The following is an 18,476-nucleotide window of genomic DNA, read 5'->3' on the forward strand; positions in this document are numbered from 1 at the left end:
CTCAACTCTAATCTTGATCATTCATTACGCCCGAAACGGGATAGCAATCCACAGTCGTTAGGACGTTCAAACCCAGAACTGCCCTCTAGGTATGTCGTAACCAGCCGTCCAACAGACGAGACGACATCTTTGTCGGCACTGATGAATCCGATGAGGAGGCTGACAGGGTAAGAATCAGGCAATGAGACGTGATAAACGACAACCACAAACTCGCCTTCGAAGTGCATCACCTCGACATTCCCGCCAAGGAAGCCCTCAATCAACCCATGAACCTTGTCGGTGTTAGGGTCGAACTCCCATTTCCACTGGCGGGCAGTCTTCTGGTCATCTGGTCCGGAGACAGGCAAATAGATGGTCGGCGAATAGAGCCTCTTCTCCTTCGTGCTTTCCATTCTGAGAATCTCGCTGACTCTCACCTGGAGACTGCTGCTCTTTCCCCAATACGGGTCGCTGGGTGCAAGCCAAAGGAAAGGGGTTTGCCCCACGTCCGCCTTACTTTCTCTCCTTGCCTTGATGATGGGAGCCAAGTGTTTCTGGAGCAATTCCCAATTTGCCGACGAATAGATCGGTCCGAGAAAGGTGGTTCTCTTCTTCTGACTATTGGCTTCCAGCTTCGCTAGGTCTTCGAAGAATTGCAGACTGACGGAACTGCCCTTCGAGTCGAAGAGCTTCAACGTCTCGCCGTCCCCAATGTCGAGCATCGCTTTCGCAATCTCCCCAAAATTGCTGGGTCTTCCCAAGCGGTCAAGCTCCAACGAGATCCGCTCATGCACGTAGTCTGAGCTTTTGAGCTCCTCGAAATCTTCCCGCTCGACGCTTCTGCCATCCGCGTCCACCTTGAACTGGACCGGCAGTCTCACAGGCATCTGCTTAATCTTGTTCACCGAATTGACGGTGTAGACAGTCGGCGAATCCTTTTCATCCTGAGTCAGCGACCTGGAGAGAAATTCCTTCTGCAAGATTTCATGGAATTGCCATTGGAAATGCTTTTCCACCTGCATCTCGCTGCAAGATGCGTTTTCGTCGGCAACCTTGATTGAAAGACCTGCTTTCCATTTTTCGGACGAGTTGTCTTTCCCAAGGCATGAGAAGGTTGCGAGGTCGAAAGACAAGCAAGCCGTGCTGTCGCGAACCATCGATAGACGTGGCACCTCGCCAAGCTCGGTGAAGTAACCGCTGGATTTCTCCGTAAGCGTCAGACGCCCATTTTCAGATAGCGTAAGTTCGCCGCGTTCGACGAGATCATCAATTGCTTCTTGAACCTCCTTGCGTGTAAAGCCGAAGAAGGTAGCAACCTGCGAGATCGACATCGGCGCCAAGTGGATCAGGCGAAGAACGAATTCCCGAACAAATGGCAACCCCTTTTGGGTGATGTACGAGAAATTGATGTTGAAACGTTGCGCAGGCAACAGGAAGTCAATCTCGTGATAAATCGTAGTGTTTTCCAATGTCGTCACCTTAGCGGGTCTTCTTCGAGGACATGAACTTGTAGCCGGCATCCTCGCCCATATCGCTCATGTAGAAAAAAACCTGTCCGAGAGGCTTATCCTTGTTGTGGGTTTTCCACATCTCTGCATTGCCGATGATTAGCAGCCGATCCATTGCTCGGGACATCGCGACGTTTATTCGATTGGGGGTACGCAGGAAGCCCGGACTCTTCTGCTTGTCGGAACGTGTCAGAGTCAGAATGATGATTCGGTTTTCCTTGCCTTGGTAGCTATCGACAGTGTCGATTTTCACCAATGCCTTGAAGCCGTCGCTCCAAATCCCTTGGTTGAATTTCTGCCGAATCAAACGCTTTTGTTCGGCATACATGCAGATGACACCGATCAGCGCATCATCTTTGTCCTTGAGATTGGAAAGGTCAGTCAGGAATTGACCGCTCTCGGAGATCTGCTTGAGGAGGTCAATGACCTGCTCTGCCTCACAACGGTTGTAAATACTGACGCCACGGTCGCTCTGGTGATTGGCATGATCGCCATGCGATGAGGTGTCGAGCCAAGTTACGGGTGAACGAAGCGTGTTCGGAGCACCCCGATAGATATCGGGAATAGCCCGATCTCCATTGTTCAGCTTGCCCTCGTAAAAGGTCTTGGAAACCAGATTGCCGATGGGGGGCGCCATCCGATACTGAGTGAGCAGCGTGGCGCTCGTTTGCTTCCCATATTCAGAATTGAAAGCCCGCGCAAAGTCGCTTCGCAATACTTCATCAAGCTCGGTGTGCTTGTCGTTGATACCAAGTCGGCGAGCCAGAGCCGCTTTGTGTGCATCGGAATACAGGGGAGGCAATTGCAAATGGTCGCCGACCAGCAGGACGCGTTTCGCCGACTGCATTGCAATCGCCAGTTCGCTGGATATCGAACGAGCCGCCTCATCAATGATTACGAAATCATAGATGTTGTCGTGAATCCCGATATGCCCTTGTCCGATACCGACGCATGTGCCGGTAACCAGTTGTCTCGACCGGGCGTAGAACTCGTCGCAATTGACCCTTTCCGCCGACAGGGCGTCCTGGATGTCTCGGGATATCCTAGCTAACGCCCGAACCCTTCTGGCTTCATTTGGTCGGACGCCATACTCGGAGCAGAGGTTGGAAAGCAGGATGGACTTCGCATCCGAAACCTTGCTTTCCTGGGGAAGAGCAATGCCGTAGTCCAAGTGGAGCTTGGTCCGGATAGTCTCATCCAATTCGACCACGATCGGTTTAAGGGCTTTGATATCGTCCTCGTCACCGATGTTCTCGAAATTCTTGAGCTGGGATTCGAGATGGTCAATTTGCTTGAATAGTTTCAACTCCGCATTGACGACCTTGGAAATGAATTCAGCGTCGAGACCCAGCGCATCGGATAGAGCAGCGACACGGTAGCGATATTCGGCGTTAAACAATTCGCGCCTTTCGGCAGTGATGGCATGGGAGTAGACGTCTTTCAGACCATGCGAAACCGCCCCTTCACGGTTGCTGAACCTAACGACTTCCAGTGAAGTGCCCAACCTTCCGCAGTGCTTCCTTATCCGCTCTGCAGCCGTGTTGACTGCCTCGTGAGATTGGCTGACCAGCAGAATTCTTCGCACATCCAGCTTCTCGACGAGAAAGTGGACGAATGCAGCAATGAACTCCGTCTTACCTGTTCCAGGCGGACCTTGCAATAGAGAAAGAGGTCCGTAGTTCAGCAGCTTGGTGAGTGCCTCACGCTGTTGCTCGTTGAGGCTAATCTTGTTTCCATGCTGGTCTTCGCGGTCGTATCTGGCGAAGTCATCATCAGTGACCGAAATCTTGAAATTCGTCGCATCCTTGTTGCAGGTGGGGTCGAACAAATCGAGTAGGTCTGGCAACACCCCTTCCCTATCAAGTAGTCTTTCAAGCGCTGCCTTGCGTTTGCGGTATGAAGCCCTGTCTTGTTTCGTCCGGAAGAAAACAGGGTCTCCATCCTTCAGACCGTAGGCAGAACTACGGACTTTATTCAGTCTGACCTCGTTCAACGCTGATTTTTTGAGCAAGACTTCCCCGATGACTTTCTCCGCCCCATCCTGATCGACGAGAAGAGCCTCGACTTCATCCGTGCTTGCGAAAGCACCAAGCGGATCGATGTCCGCGTCGTATGGAAGTATCAGTTCGGAATCGGTATCCGATGGCTTAATCGAGGCGCCATTCAACTCGATGTTCGGGCTTGACTCGGTCTCCGTGGCGAGGATTGCCCGCCAAAGCGCTTGTGTCGAAATATCGAACGAAATAACCGAACGTTCTTCCCCAACGGAAGCTGCTGCCCTTTCGAACACATCCTTGAGTTGTTGGCTCAACCCCGATTCATCAAATTCTGGCTGAACCGTCTGAAGCATCTCGATTGCACGATGAAACGCGTCATCATCGCGAAGATGTTCAGACAAACCTGAAAGTTGAGCCGGTCGTCCTGGCTTGATGCGAATTGCCGTGCTAATTTCGAATTGGCTTTCCTCTGTCACCCTTAAATTGACATCGGATCTGATTCGAGGGGGCAACCCTCCGACAAAGCATCGTTGTTCCTTATCATAGAAGGCGCAGAATGTTCCACCAATGCCTGCAAAGGTGACCAACAGGACGTTCTCACCCTTCTTGGACGCTTCAACCTTGACGAAGAGATGACCGTTATCCGGAAAAATCGTCGTCTGCTCATCGATCCCATTTAGAAGAATCTCGACAAACGTCTGTTCTTCCACCTTTGCTGCTGAGGTTATAGCCTTCTTGAAGCGTCCAAAATCCTTGAAGCCGAACTCGCCGTCATTCGATTCCGACTGAATCGCATCCGAGACTCTCGGATAGGTTTTTGACTCCTCGCCCCACTCCAAGCCGAGCAATTCACAAGACATTCGGAGCACCGCAAAGATATCCCGCTGTTCGGACGAGCTTCCGTCGATATTCTCGGGGCTATATCGATGGTTTCTGGCTTCGGCAGTGTTGTGGGAAAAGTCCGGAATATCTATCAGGTACACATTGCCGTTTTCCTTATCCAGCATCACGTTGTGGGGATGAAGGTCGCCGTGGGAAATCCCGAGTCCATGAAGATGCTCAACGGCATCGGTCAGTTTCTCGATAACGCCCAATTTGTCCGACTCATTGATTGCAGCATCAGCCCACGTCGTCCCATCAACCTCGTCGGTCACCAGATACATACTGCTGGACCTTGCCGCGAGTCCGTATTCATGAATTCGTGGCAGGTAAGTGGGATTTACTGCTGCCAGCTTGTCCAAGCGCCTCAAAAAAGTAAAGCACGCGGAAATTGCTTACCGAATCATCTCCCTTGCCGCCAACGTTCAACCAAGCTTTGACGAGCCTTCCCTCTGAGAAATAGACCTCTTTATCATCAGTCGAAACTAGAAACTCGCCCTCGTCTGGAAACTGCCGCGTATGATTTATGGGATGGCGATAGGCTTCCAGTTCAGAATCGTCGAACGTTGGTATCGACTCGCCCTGCGGTTCCGCACGCTTCAAGGCATCGAAGAATGCCGATGCATCCTTGAATTTCCCTGTCACTGCATCAAGAAGAACATCTGCATACCAATCACCGCTTGATAGCATCTCGTTCTGAATGTTCTCCAAGCTCTTCGGAGACATTCTTTGAGCCGTCAGCAGATGCCACGCCACAAGCCCAAGAGCATGCACGTCCTGCTGGAATGGGGTCGATTTTAAGCCATCCAACATCTCCTTCACCTCGACAGCCCCTACCGAAAGACTGCTCCGATAATCACCGACCGTTCCAATCGGTTGGTGGTACGCGGAGATGAAATTGGATAGAGCAATTTCCTTCGAAGGCGACAACCACAGACTATGCTCTGCAATGTCTCGGTGGGCAATTTTGATCTCATGCAGGTCACCGAACTTCGCGAGGAGCAGCTTCGTGAGGTTCAGTCGGTCAGTCTGGGTAAAGGACTGACCATATTTGCCCACGAATTCGTTGAACCTCACATGCCCAGGAGGAAGCTCATAGACCTCGCTGTACTGGGATGTAACCTCATTCTTTTCGAAGCTTGTCAGCGAACGTAGGCAATGGTTGTACAGGTCGCGATTCTGGTGGTTGATGAACTGCAACACCTCCCGCTCGCGAGATACGATTTCAGCCCTGCCCTGTGGGGTAATAGCCTTGTTGCCTTGGACCTTCTTGAAGTTCCAGACCCGCAGCAGAGCCTCGGTACCCTTCGAGATTTCCGAACTTGCCAGATACTCTTTATATACAAATTTCGGATGCTCGAAGATTTCCTCGACCGCTGTGTACCCTCCGATTTTCAGAGCCTTCGGTGCTGTATTGCCCTTCAGAAATAGCTCATCAAAGACCGGAATGTCTTGATTCAAGACTTGCGAATCGGGATGCGGACGGAAGTATTCGTTGAACTTACCTTTGTCCGAGAACCGTAGGAACTCTTTCAGGGAAATCGTGTGTTGGAGGTCGACCTCAGGAAGCTGACTGAAATCAGCATTTCCAGTCATGACGACAAAGAAATGGACTCGCGGCAGGTACTTCTTGTTGGTAAAGCGAGATGAAAGCCGTTTAAGCTTGTTATCCAGCAAGAATTTTTTTGTTTCTCGTGACGCTGACGGGCGAACGTCCCATGTTCTTGTCGCCCTTGAACCAGACATCCCCGTTAGCCATTACGGATTCATGGTTCCAATCCTTCAATTCAACGATGATGATGTTGCAGTGAGTCGCAATAACTAGATCAAACTCACCTTCCTTGCCCTTGGAATCGACGAACCTGAACCCTGCATATCCTTTCCACGGTTGGTTTTGGGGGCGTCCGAGCTTGTTTTGAAGCTGGTCCCGTAAGGAGTTTCCTCCACCTTGAAACTTACCAGCAGGGAGAGTATCCGCGAACGCCGCCTTGATCTTGTTGATTGCCTCGATTTCTTGTTCTTGTAGTCCGCCATCCCAAATTTCGATGTCCAAGGTGCTTCCTTTTATCCCATTACCGAATTAATCGATCTGCCGGAGGGAGTTTACACGCCAAACGGTTGCCGCGTTCGCGCGCTTCTTCACCCAGCAAACCTCCCTGCCACTGTCAGCGTTTAGCGACAATGCAGACCTATTCCTCGATGTGCACCACAGGCGGCGCTGGCCGCGACCTCGACCGCCAGCGAACGTAGCCGGCGGCGGGTTCCGGATCGGTTAGCCGCCGTTTGTGCCGGGCGATTGTTCGCTGCCGCTACGTCTCTTCCTGGCCGGAAGCTGACCTCCGTGATCCCTTTTGCGGGAGCTACAAGGAAGGGCAAGCGCTCAAGCACCGCCGTCTCAACCTCCCGGCTAACGGTAGTCATCACCCTCAATCCGTTCCACCGCCGCATTCCGGAACATGGCGATGATACCCTCGGTGACTTCCTCGCACATCTCCTCACGCAGCCTCAGTTGCTCGCCCAGCCGGTACATCGCCCCGAGGTGCCGCGCCAGCGATCGCTCCATTTGATCGAGGTCGATGGACGTCACCCCGGGTACCACCTCGATGGTCTCGCACAGACAGCTCTCCAGCAGCTTGATCGACTCGTCGGCTTGGGACAGGAAGAAGAACCAGTAGGACCACTCCCGGTCCAGGCGATCGACGTACGCGCGCACCTCGGGGATCTCGAACAACTCCCTCGGGTCGTCGTTGTAACCGTCGACTACCAGGCTGATCCGGCCGCAGAACTTGATTGCGACATCGCGATCGGCGGTCAGGCTGCGCAGAAGCTCCAGCGGCTCGTCCACGTCGCAAGTCTCTACCTGGAGGCGTGAGAACATCAGGATGACCGGGTCGGTGACGGCGGGGCGGAGGCGCTGGTTCATACTGGTTCCACGAACGTCGGCGAATCGCCTCGAGACGAATTGACCGCCCGGCAAACCTTGTAGGCGATCATGCCGTCAGCCGCAGCCGGCCCCAGCAATGCGCGCAAGCCGTCCGCATCCGGATTACCCGGGTCCAGCCACGCGCCATAATCGTTGGGTGCAAGGATAACGGGCATTCGGTCGTGAATCGGCATCATCAGTGCGTTGGCGTCCGTCGTGATGATGCAGCACGTGTGAACCTCTTGGCCCTCCGGCGACATCCAACGCTCGGTGAGGCCGGCAAACCCGAACAGATCGCCGTCATCTTGTGGGCGAATGAAATACGGTTGCTTAATGGTGCGACTGCCTTCCTGTACTGGCTTCCACTCGTAGAAACCGTTGGCAGGCACAATGCACCGCCAGCGACGAAAGGCAGCGCGAAACGCTGGCTTTTCAGCGACCGTTTCACTACGCGCGTTGATCAGCTTCGCACCGATCGTGACGTCCTTTGCCCACGACGGGATCAGCCCCCACCGATATGTGCTCGCCAACCGCTCGCAGTGCTGTCCTGGGTGGACAACCAAGACCTTCGTCGTCGGCGCGATGTTATAGCGCGGCCCAAAGTCGAACCCGTCATCGAGATCGAACTGCTCCCGAATGCGAGAGGTCGGACCGTAGAGGGCGTATCGACCGCACATCTCAATGCACCTTCGGCACCATTTCCCGCAGCCGCCGCCACACTGCCTCGACGATCACCATCGAAGCATCATCGGCGTTTGGCGCGTCCGTGCACTCCAGCAGCGGTCGGTTGCCCTGCCACAGCCCAAGGTTGTTCCGAATCCACGCGCCGAGGCCCATATGCAAGCCGATGAGTTCAGACTCCGCCATGGCGCTGATCGTCGCCTTGTCTTCATCAGAGAGGGCGGCGATCACCACGCCGACTGCTTCGTCGATCGTGACTGGCCACTGCTTCCGTTGCATCAGCGCCCGCCCTTCCGCCAGTCCCAAGGGGGTATCGGCTGACCATCGGCCCACAGCCCGACACGTTTCGCCCGCGCTTCATGTTCGGCGAATTCATACCGCCCAGCGTCCTCGGTCGATTGCTCCTTGGCGTACTTCTGGTACCACCATGCAAGGGCGACGGTGAGTTGCGCGAGGCCGGCGTCGAGCGTCTTGGGGCAGGTCGGACAGCCGGAAGGTTGCACCATCACTTTTCCGACGATCCGCTGGTAACGGTCACGCTTGTTCCACTGCACATCGACCTCCTTCCCGAAAACAAGGGTCGACATGGATTGTTTCGAGCGCTGCCCGAAGGGTTGCGCCTTCTCGGGTGCGTCGATGCCGCCGAGCCGGATCTTGTGCTGCTCACGGTTGGCATCGAGCACGGTGATCGTGTCGCCGTCCGCCACGCCAACAACTCTCCCCGTGAGCGTTTCCGCAGACGCGCCGATGCCGACCATCAGCAGCATCGCCGGAAACACGAGATTTCTTATGTGAATCTTCGCTCTCTTGCTCACGCCTACTCCAAAACACCACGCACCGAAAACTCTCTAGCCATATCATTTTTGGGGTCCGCACAACCCGAATGGATACCGAAGATGATCGCTGAACTCACTCTACCCGAATCGATGTCGCCACGCGAGCGCGCCGCCGAGATCGCCACCCTTCTTGCCACAGCGGTCGCCCGACTGCACGCCAGTCGGCCCCTGCAGAGCGAAGTTTCGCTTGGCTTTTCGGCGCCCAAGCGCGTTCATATAACTCCCTCACCACCGGGAGTACCACGATGACTTCGCCTTCCGTCGCCGCGCAGCTCGCGGCACTGCCCCAAATGCCCCTCGATCGCCTGTGGTCGCTGTGGGATCAGCATTTCCCCCGCCGGCCGATGCGTGTCACCCGGCGCTACCTCGAAAGTCGCCTCGCCTATCGCCTCCAGGAAGTCGCCTACGGCGGCCTGCCGAAGGTGATCAAGACGCAACTCGCCGACTGCGGGGAGCGCCTGTCAAAGATCAAGGTCGGGCGCGGTGGCGAGGTCCGCCTGATGCCGGGCACCGTCCTGATCCGCGAATGGGACGCCCGCGAGTACCGCGTCACCGTCACGGCCGACGGCCTATACGAACTCGACGGCCAGCAGTACAAGAGCCTGTCCGCCGCTGCCAAGGCGATTACCGGCACCCACTGGTCGGGGCCGGCGTTCTTCGGGTGGAAGAAGGGGCGGCGATGAACCTCCCCGCCCCGAAACGCTGCGCCGTGTACTGCCGAGTCTCGACCGACGAACGGCTACACCAGTCCTTCAACTCCATCGATGCTCAGAAGGAAGCCGGTCTGGCCTCGGTCGCCAGCCAGCGGGCGGAAGGGTGGATTCCCGTCCCCGACGACTACACGGACCCTGGCTACTCCGGAGGCAACCTCGAGCGGCCCGCATTGAAGCGCCTGCTGACCGACATCGAGGCCGGCAAGATCGACATCGTCGTGGTCTACAAGATCGACCGACTGACCCGGAGCCTGACCGACTTCTCCCGACTGATCGAAGTTTTCGAGCGCAACAAGGTCTCGTTCGTCGCCGTCACCCAGCAGTTCAACACCACGACATCGATGGGACGGTTGATGCTGAACGTCCTGCTGTCGTTCGCGCAATTCGAGCGCGAAGTCACCAGCGAACGCATCCGCGACAAGATCGCCGCCAGCAAGGCCAAGGGGATGTGGATGGGCGGGCCATTGCCCTTGGGATACGACGTGGAAAACCGACTGCTGGTGATCAATGAAATCGAGGCCAGTCTGGTCAAACACATCTTCAAGGATTTCGTGCGTTGTCGCTCGACGACCGACATGGTGCGGGAACTCACCGCCAACGGCCAGACGACCAAGTCGGGACTGCCTTTTACCAAGCAGATGCTCTACAAGATGATGCACAACCGCATCTACCTGGGCGAGATCCTCCACAAGGGCACCTACTATCCCGGCCAGCATCAGGCCCTCATCGACCAGGATCTCTGGGACGCCGTCCACGCGATTCTCGCGGAGAACAACCGTCAGCGCGCCTCGGCAACCTTGCAGCGTCGTCAGCCCGAGGCTTTGCTGCTCGGCCTGTTCTATGCGCAGGACGGAGAGCGTTTTCAGCCGGCATTCACCCGCAAGGCCAATGGCAAGATTTATCGCTACTATGTGCCGATCCGCAAGGTACGCTTCGGCGCCAAGGCCACGGGCGCCGGCAGGCTGCCGGCCGAGGTCATCGAGCGGCTGGTCCTGGCCCAAGTCCATGTCGCGCTGAAAACACCGGAGGTGGTCCAGGCAGTGTGCGACCGCGTCGCCGCGGCGAAACCCAAGGTCACCGAGCCGGAGGTGGTGCTGGCCCTGCGACACTTCGGCAACGTCTGGGAGCATCTCTTCCCGGCCGAGCGCCAGCGCATCGTCCAGTTGCTGATCGAGCGGGTCACCCTGCGCGACGCGGGGATCGAGATCATCTGGCGGGATGCGGGGTGGGCGACCCTGGTGGATGAGATGCTGCCTGGCACGATCGGCGCCGAGTTGGCCGAGTTCGAGCAGAGGCAGGAGGCCTTGGCATGACGCGGATCATCCAGACTGGCGACGCCATCCAGCGGCGGGAACCGAGGCTCACCACGGTCATCCCGGTGCACCTCAAACGTAGCGGAGGTCGGAAGGTGGTGATCCCGGCGTCGGAGACACCGGAAGCGGAAGCGCCCGAGCACCACGAACCGATCCTCAATGCGCTGGCTCGGGCCTACCACTGGCAGCGCCTGCTCGACGAAGGTCGCATGACCAGCGGAGTGGAGATCGCTCGCCAGGAGGGTCTGAACCAGAGTTCCGTCAACGAACTGCTGCGGCTGACGCTACTCTCACCACAGATAGTCCGGGCGCTCCTCGCCGGCCGGCAGCCGAAGATGCTGACGCTGAGCTGGCTGAAGAACCACGCGCTACCGGCGGATTGGGAGGCGCAGCTGGAGGTGTTCGGGGGGTTTGATCGGTAGGGCGCTCGAATCCGCTACCTCCCGGGTGGTCAGAGCCTTGCCCGCCCGGATCACGCTTAACCTGCAGCAGCTCGTCGCCAACCGGTCGAAGCCCCGAAAGCCCAGCCCAAACCCCATCTCGCTAACGCTTACGAGCCAATATGACCACGAGTTAAGTCGAGAGTATTGGAGAAGGCTGCCCGACTTCGTCAGCGCACCCCTCGAAGAAATCAACGCGGCCTATCACCAGGTTTCGGAGAGGCGGGCTCCCGGCTGCTCAGCAACGAAGACTGGATCGGTAAGGTGGTCTGTAGCGAAAGTGTCCGCGACGAGGTGCTCCTCGCTTGGCGCGTTTAGATAAACTCTGTAGCCATGAGCGCACTGAATTGCCATCCCGGAGACGTGCGCATTTCGATTTGCGCCATTAACTAGAGGTATCCGGCCGTCCAGTTCCATGTCTACCCGAATTTTGCACAGTGCCGAAAAAGCGTCGCCGCCTTTAGTCCAGTATCGCACGTCCTTCATGGTCAAGACGATCAAGCCGCTCTCGTAACAATCGAAGCGCCCTGGGGACTCCGTACCGTCAATGTTCAGAACCATAATGTCATGAGTCTCGTTCAAGACGTCTTTCGGCTCAATCAAGGTCGGTTTTCGATCCACGGACACCAGCCTCGACATGGCGAGAATGGTCCAACCACCGCCAGGTTCGCTGCGCGTGGCCGTATATACGATCCCGGCCTTAAGGCAGCCCACCACAGGATGTTCTTTTCGCACCTGCACGTGCGTTTGGCCGGGCCTTCGGAACGATCGGCACAGGTTCGCGGATGTCACTGGAGTTCCGTGAATATCGCATGTTCCCCGCTCACCTCGGCCATATGTGCACGCACAGTGCATGCGATCAAGGCACTCTCGCCGCCGGCGTTACTCGCAACAGGCATTGTAGTTCTCCCTCTAAAGCCGGCTTGAATCCATCAGAAACTTGGTCAGACGATTCGAGAGACAAGCGTAAGAACAATCAGTACAACAATGCGCATGCTGAGTCCCTTGTAGAGGAGGGGATGCCTTGCGAGGCCCACCGGAAATAGCATTCATCCGCCATGTCGGAAAAATTGAGCAGAGCGAGGTGCCCCTACGGAAGATAAGCCTCGGTGGGGCTGAAGCGCCGCGTCGGCGCTATCCGACTACAAACATTGTAGGCCGAGCGCATGCTCGGTCAACGGCTTTCGGCGAGACGACGCGGTGCGAGGCGCGGCCGGCCGACCCGGTCGCTGCGTCATCAGGGCCGGCGCTGGCGATCGAAGTCCCTAACCGACCCACCGTTGCTTCCTACCGCCCCCCCCCGCACGCCCTCCCACATACCGATTACGCCACAAACTGATGATCGAGTTCGCTTTTTCGCTTGGGTGGCGATGCAATTTCACAACTGAGGGTCAAAAACACAATAAAAAACAACGACACCATCCTTCGGCTACCCGAAGGATTAACGGAGAAAAAAGAGGAATTCGGGCGGGTTGGGGCGCGAAAACCGACCCCTGGGGCAGTGAGGAGCCAAAGCATCCTGGAAAAAAATGTCGCGAAAACATGCGGTTATAGCGACAAAAAGCCCCGACCGAGAACGGAGGGGGCTTCGTGTCTGGTGGTGCAATCGCACCCTGGATCACAACTCGCTATCGGGGCATGTGAGTACTGGTGAGGAGGTGTGAGGGTGTTTGTCCGTGTAATGCGGGCGAATGCTACCGAACCACAGCGACCTTCAGCCCAGATCGTACCAGCCGCCCGGCCCGCTACTCTTTTTGGATCAGGTGCCGTTCTCGGTCAGTGAACGCCGTCCTGCGTCTTCAGATAGTTCCAACCAATCCCGCGGCAAAATGGCCCCGCCAAGAAGCGCTCATCCGGAATTTCAGGCGCCCCTTGTTGATGGCGACGCTTGTCATTGTTCACACAGCTATCTAAGCACTCAACTTCCCTTATGCAAAAAGATTTGCATCGATTTATATCGCGTGATATAAAGCGCAATTCACCGTACGCGAACAACAATGGAAGCCAATCAAATCCGCGATCTTCGTAAGAGGATGGACCTCACCCAACAGCAGTTTGCTGGACTGCTGGGGGTCTCGTTTGTAACGCTCAACCGCTGGGAAAACGGGCAATCAAAGCCATCGGCGATGGGTCTCGCCAAACTGCAGCAGATTTCGGTCGCAGAGTCTGGGTCGGTCGGTGAACGGCGTGCGGCTAGCGGTGAAGTGCCCATCGATCAGTGCGAGCTTGTGCGGCTCGACTTCCTGGGCGATGCCAACGCTCTGCGCGTGCTGGTCGAGGGTGAGCGGCTGTCTTACGGGCATCTGTTCAATCCCGCTTTCGCCACAGAAATCAGCGAGATCGATCCGCTCCCCCACCAGCGCATCGCCGTCTACCAGAGGATGCTGCCCCAGCCACGACTGCGTTTCCTGCTCGCTGACGATGCAGGCGCCGGCAAGACGATCGTGACGGGGCTCTATATTCGGGAAAGCTTGTCTCGCCGCACGATTCGGCGCGTCATGGTGGTAGCGCCAGCTGGTCTTGTCGGCAATTGGTACCGGGAACTGCACAAGCTCTTCCAGCTTCAGTTCAACATCGTTGTTGGCGCAGACACCAAAGACGGCAACCCATTTGCCGGCAAGAGCAGCGATCTGGTTATCGTCAGCCTTGACAGCCTGCGCGCTCCGCGACTGTTTAACGCCCTGCGTGAGCCCAAGGTTGCTCCCTACGACCTCGTAGTGTTTGACGAGGCGCACAAGCTTTCCGCCAACCGGGATCCCGATGGCAGCTTCCGGCCGACTGACCGCTACCGGTTGGCCGAAGCCATCGCTGGTGTGCGTGAGTTACCGGACGACTGGCGACTGCCCTGGGCGGCACATCACCTTCTGTTGCTCACAGCAACGCCGCACATGGGCAAGGAGTACCCGTACTACTGTCTGTGGCGCCTGCTGGAGCCTGAACTCTTCAGCACCGAAACCGCGTTCACCAAGTTTCCGCGTGATTCACGCGAGCGCTACTTCATCCGGCGAGTGAAGGAAGAGATGGTCGATCTTCGCGGCAAGCCGCTGTACGCCGAACGTATGTGCGATACGGTCAGCTACGACCTCTCGATCGGAGCCGTGAGCGAGCAGGCCCTCTATGACCGCACAACCGTTTACATACGCCACTACTACAACCAGGCCCGCCTGCTCAACCGCCAGGCTGCCCGGTTTGCGATGATGGTCTTCCAGCGGCGGATGGCCAGCAGTACCTGGGCACTGCTGTGCTCGTTCCGCAATCGCCGCGCCAAACTCGACGCGTTGATCGATGACATCCAGTCCGGTCGTATTCCAGAAGAGGAACTGCGCGCTCAGCAGGAACGTTTGAACCGCAAAGTCCGTGAAGGGCGCCTCGTCGACGTCCTCGCTGTCAAGACTGGCGACGAAGAGACCTCTGCCGCTGGCAAAGAAGAGCACGAAGAAGGTGAAGCCGAGGCACTCGGTGCATTCATCGCCACAAGCCTGGCAGAGCTCATTGACGAATGCAGCCAGGTTCAAGACCTGATCGCGCTGGCCGAAATGGTGCATAACAGCGGCCAGGAGTCGAAATTCGAGCGCATGGCCGCACTGCTGCGCGCGCCGCAGTACCGGGACCAGAAGGTCATCATCTACACCGAGCACCGGGACACGCTCGAATTCCTGAGGCGCCGTTTGGAAGGCATGGGTTACGCCGACCAGGTGGCATACATCCATGGTGGTCTTGGGTTTGAGGAACGTGATGCGCAGGTCGAGCGCTTCCGCAAACCTCACGACGCCGAAAGCAAAGGCGCACGCTTCTTCATCGGCACCGACGCGGCAGCTGAGGGAATCAACCTGCAATTCTGCTGGATACTGATCAACTACGACGTGCCCTGGAATCCAGCCCGCCTCGAACAGCGGATGGGCCGCATTCACCGCTACGGGCAGAAGCGCGACCGCGTCGCGATCATCAATTTGGTTGCGGGCAAGACACGCGAAGGCCGCGTCATCAAGACGCTTCTCGATAAGCTGGAGGAGATCCGCAAGCAGCTCGGATCCGACAAGGTGTTCGACGTTGTCGGTCGCATCTTCGAGGGGATGTCGATCACCGAGTACATCCAGCGCGCCGTGGAATCGGATGATGAGGCCGACAAGAAGGCGCTTGAACTTGCCGGCCAACTGACGCCAGAACAGATCAAGGCGATCAAAGTGCGGGAACAGGCGATCTACGGCAAGGGCGGCGAGGTGCTGACCGACCTGCCGCAGCTTCGTGAGGCGATGGCGATCGAGGAGATGCGGCGGCTGCTGCCCGGTTATGTACGCCGCTACCTGGAGCACGCGGCGCCGGTGATCGGCGTCGACTTCATTGGCGACCTAGACAGCCAGTTCTTTATGCGGCCGCGCAAGCGGGGGGTGCTTGAAAGCCTTCTGCCTCTGCTCGAAAACTACCCAGAGTCAGCACGCAACCGCTTCACTGTCTATCGCCCGGACGACGGGCGCGACGCTATCTTCATCCACCCTGGTGAACCGGTATTCGAGCGGTTGTCCGCCATCGCCATCGAGCACTCCCGTTCGGCAGGCCAGCGGGGTGCGATCTTCACCGACATCAGCGCCACCGCCCCGTACCTCTTTCATGTGGCCCGGGTGACCATCGTGCGCGGCATCGATCCAGGCATCCCTAGCTTCAACACCGTCGACGTCATTGAACAGCGGCTGGTCGCGATCAAGCAATACGCCGATGGTCGCTTGATTGAGGCGCCGGTTGAGCATCTTTTGCTGCTGAGGCCAGCTGCGAAGTCCAACCCTGGCAGTGTCGTCTTCCTGGCCCGGAGCAACACCTGGCGCCTTGCGGCCGAGGAGCACATCCGGCGTGACCTCGCCAGCAGACTGGCCGATTTGCAGCGCATGGGTGCGATCAATCAGTTGAGGGACACCGAGGAGTACCTCCAGTGCGCCTTCGACTACCAAGAATCCGAGCTTGCTGCTGCGCGCAAGCGGTTCACCGACAAGGCGCGCGCTGGTGAACGCGCGGCGCACACCGAACTGGATCGGATCAAGGCGCAACAGAGGAGCCTTGCCAGTCGGCGCGATCTGGCGCTGCTTCAGGCGCGGCGCGAGGTTGAGCTGATCCAGGCCGGCCACGTCGAAATGGTGGCCACCGCGCTTGTGCAGCCATCGCAAGACCCGGAAGACATCAAGGCGCGGGACGCCGAAGTCGAGCGCATTGCCGTCGAGGTAGCCATCGCATTTGAAGCGGCCCAAGGCGCCGATGTACGCGATGTCTCCACACCCCCAAAGGCGCGCTTGGCTGGCCTGAACGACTACCCAGGCTTCGACCTCATGTCCAAGCGAGCCAGTGAGGAGCGGGGTATCGAGGTGAAGGGGCGTGTGGGTGTCGGCGAGATCGAGCTGACCGAAAACGAGTGGGCCCGCGCCTGCATCCTGCGCGATCGCTACTGGCTCTATGCCGTGTTCGACTGCGGGGGCGTGCAACCACGACTCCTCAGGGTGCAGGACCCCTTCGTCAAGCTGATCGCCAAGGCACGCGGCAGCGTGGTCATCGCGTACAGCGACATCGCCAACGCATCAGAGGCCGTCGAATGAACTCGATCGAGACCCGTGCCGGAGGCGATCCCCGCCTCACTGCACTCAAGGAAAGTGCACGCGTTCGCGAACGTGAGCTGCTCCGCGTCGTTGGGCAACTCACCGGTGCTGATTCCGCGGTCGCAGCCCAAGCAGCTCGGATGGAAGTCCTGAAGTGGGCAGCTCAGCAGATTGGCGATCAACTACCCGGTGTGGCGATGGAGGGTCGATCCTTCGAACATCTGCGTGGCGGGCGAACCTGCATTGCTGCTGGCTTTGCGGACGACTATCGCGTGCTGTGGGCGCTGCGTGTGGACCGGCCCGATGCTAATGTTGCGCAACGCACATGGACCACTGAGATTGTGGTCGGCCACGCACCGGGTGGGACGAGTGCTCTATTCAGCCTGCGGCTGCTCGCCAGCAGCCCTGAAGCCACGCTCCAGGTTGATCCTGCGGTTCCTGGCCTGGTGCGACAAATCGCTACCACCTGTGGGTTGCAGCAAAGCGGCAGCCGGCTCGACGCAGCGGCATGGCACATCGCATCGGAGGACGACGCGCATGAACTTGTCGCCGCGCTCCTCAATCCTGCCCGCATCGTTCCCTATCTGGTCTGCTCTGTTGCCGAGCGCGAGGATCAACCCAGCATCAACAGTCAGATGCTCGCCAAGGTGACCTTGGGGATCGCCAAAGTGGTGGTCGTCCCTGCGGCCTACACCTGGGTGTTGACCCAGCAACTGGGCAAGCCGCTTTCGGTCTTCAACGGCGCCGTTCGCGCCTACATGCCAGGTTTCTCGTACGACGCGAACCCCTACGCACACCGGCTCTTCTTCGTCGACCCGAAGCCTAGCGAAGAGCGCGCCAAGTCGACGCTCGCCGCGCTGCGGTGGCTCGCCGCCAATGAAAGCATCCGCCGCTTGCAACTGGGTGCTGATGTTCTCGCGTTCTCCGCCGTCCGTGAGGTCAGCCTAGACGTCGAACGTGAGCGCCTGAAGCAGACGGGGTCGGCCGATACCGAACAACTGCGGGCCGCGCAGGCGCAGATTGATGCGTTGAAGGATGACCTGCGTCGATCTGTTGAGACCCAGCAGTGGCTGTCTGACGAGCACACGTTCATCGAAGAGCACGCGCAGAACCTGGAACAACAGCTCCGTGGCGCCCAGTTCCGGATTCAGCAGCTGCTGGACCAGATCAAGGCGCGTGGCGATGAGCCTGATGCCGGCATCAGCCTTCCTGAAAGCTGGGATGCGTTCGCAGACTGGTGTGACGAGGTGCTTAGTGGACGTGTCGCGCTGTCGGGGAGGGCGCGCCGGGAAACCAAATCGGCGGGCTTCGATGATCCGCAGGCGGCTGCGCGCTGCCTGCTCTGGCTGGCCAACGAATACCGAGACTCCCGCATTAACGGTGCCAGCGGCGACTTGCGCAAGCCAATCGACAGAGGCATTCACAACGACCGCTGTGGCGCCGACAGCTTTGAGTTCGACTGGCTTGGCCGCAAGGTGTCGGTGGAATGGCACCTGAAGAACGGCGGCAACACGCGGGCCCCGCACCGCTGCCTGCGTATTTACTATTTCTGGGACGAGGAAAGTCGACTGGTGGTGATTGCCACCATGCCGGCACACATAAGAACCGGGGCGACCTGAAGGAAACAC

General features: G+C 57.8%; 11 protein-coding genes and 1 pseudogene. 5 read left to right on the top strand and 7 right to left on the bottom strand.

All coding sequences use genetic code 11. The annotated features are described in order from the left end of the window. Positions 1–17: 17 nt before the first annotated feature. From E4Q08_RS14170 to E4Q08_RS14195, 6 genes and pseudogenes are all read right to left on the bottom strand, one after another. A complete protein-coding gene (locus E4Q08_RS14170; protein ID WP_169070856.1) occupies positions 18–1,448 on the bottom strand; it encodes a hypothetical protein in 1,431 nt (476 codons plus the stop codon). Positions 1,449–1,458: 10 nt separating this feature from the next. Continuing rightward, a pseudogene (locus tag E4Q08_RS14175) lies at positions 1,459–6,416 on the bottom strand (AAA domain-containing protein). 354 nt (positions 6,417–6,770) lie between these two features. After that, a complete protein-coding gene (locus tag E4Q08_RS14180; protein ID WP_169070857.1) occupies positions 6,771–7,286 on the bottom strand; it encodes a hypothetical protein in 516 nt (171 codons plus the stop codon). Continuing rightward, positions 7,283–7,963, bottom strand: a complete 681-nt coding sequence (locus E4Q08_RS14185) for an SOS response-associated peptidase (RefSeq protein WP_169070858.1) — start codon at positions 7,961–7,963, stop codon at positions 7,283–7,285. Before E4Q08_RS14185 ends, E4Q08_RS14180 begins: the two co-directional genes overlap by 4 nt. Position 7,964: 1 nt before the next feature. Then, complete coding sequence (locus E4Q08_RS14190; RefSeq protein ID WP_169070859.1) at positions 7,965–8,273, bottom strand: DUF6794 domain-containing protein; 309 nt, start codon at positions 8,271–8,273, stop codon at positions 7,965–7,967. After that, positions 8,246–8,746 (bottom strand): thermonuclease family protein, encoded by a 501-nt coding sequence (locus E4Q08_RS14195; RefSeq protein ID WP_372703704.1) that lies wholly within the window; start codon positions 8,744–8,746, stop codon positions 8,246–8,248. The genes E4Q08_RS14190 and E4Q08_RS14195 overlap by 28 nt, the downstream gene beginning before the upstream one ends. A 302-nt stretch (positions 8,747–9,048) precedes the next feature. Here E4Q08_RS14195 and E4Q08_RS14205 point away from each other — a divergent pair, with 302 nt between their 5' ends. From E4Q08_RS14205 to E4Q08_RS14215, 3 genes are read left to right on the top strand one after another with little or no spacing between them, the layout of a single operon-like run. Next, positions 9,049–9,486 carry a DUF2924 domain-containing protein gene (locus E4Q08_RS14205; protein ID WP_169070861.1) on the top strand — a complete coding sequence of 146 codons (438 nt, stop codon included), beginning with the start codon at positions 9,049–9,051 and terminating at the stop codon, positions 9,484–9,486. Further along, positions 9,483–10,829, top strand: coding sequence for a recombinase family protein (locus tag E4Q08_RS14210; protein ID WP_169070862.1), 1,347 nt, complete (start codon positions 9,483–9,485; stop codon positions 10,827–10,829). The genes E4Q08_RS14205 and E4Q08_RS14210 overlap by 4 nt, the downstream gene beginning before the upstream one ends. Beyond that, positions 10,826–11,251 (top strand): ParB/RepB/Spo0J family partition protein, encoded by a 426-nt coding sequence (locus E4Q08_RS14215; RefSeq protein WP_169070863.1) that lies wholly within the window; start codon positions 10,826–10,828, stop codon positions 11,249–11,251. Before E4Q08_RS14210 ends, E4Q08_RS14215 begins: the two co-directional genes overlap by 4 nt. A gap of 222 nt (positions 11,252–11,473) precedes the next feature. Here E4Q08_RS14215 and E4Q08_RS14220 read toward each other — a convergent pair whose 3' ends face one another. After that, positions 11,474–12,010, bottom strand: a complete 537-nt coding sequence (locus E4Q08_RS14220) for a hypothetical protein (RefSeq protein WP_169070864.1) — start codon at positions 12,008–12,010, stop codon at positions 11,474–11,476. 1,256 nt (positions 12,011–13,266) lie between these two features. On the opposite strand from E4Q08_RS14220, the gene E4Q08_RS14225 reads away from it, so the two are divergent. Together E4Q08_RS14225 and E4Q08_RS14230 are read left to right on the top strand one after the other, a co-directional pair. Then, on the top strand, positions 13,267–16,848 hold the full coding sequence (locus tag E4Q08_RS14225) for a helicase-related protein (protein WP_169070865.1): 3,582 nt from the start codon (positions 13,267–13,269) through the stop codon (positions 16,846–16,848). Further along, on the top strand, positions 16,845–18,467 hold the full coding sequence (locus tag E4Q08_RS14230; RefSeq protein WP_169070866.1) for a hypothetical protein: 1,623 nt from the start codon (positions 16,845–16,847) through the stop codon (positions 18,465–18,467). Before E4Q08_RS14225 ends, E4Q08_RS14230 begins: the two co-directional genes overlap by 4 nt. Positions 18,468–18,476 lie beyond the last annotated feature (9 nt).

Origin of the sequence: Candidatus Accumulibacter contiguus (genome assembly GCF_012940005.1) — a bacterium.
Classification (GTDB): Bacteria; Pseudomonadota; Gammaproteobacteria; order Burkholderiales; family Rhodocyclaceae; genus Accumulibacter; species Accumulibacter contiguus.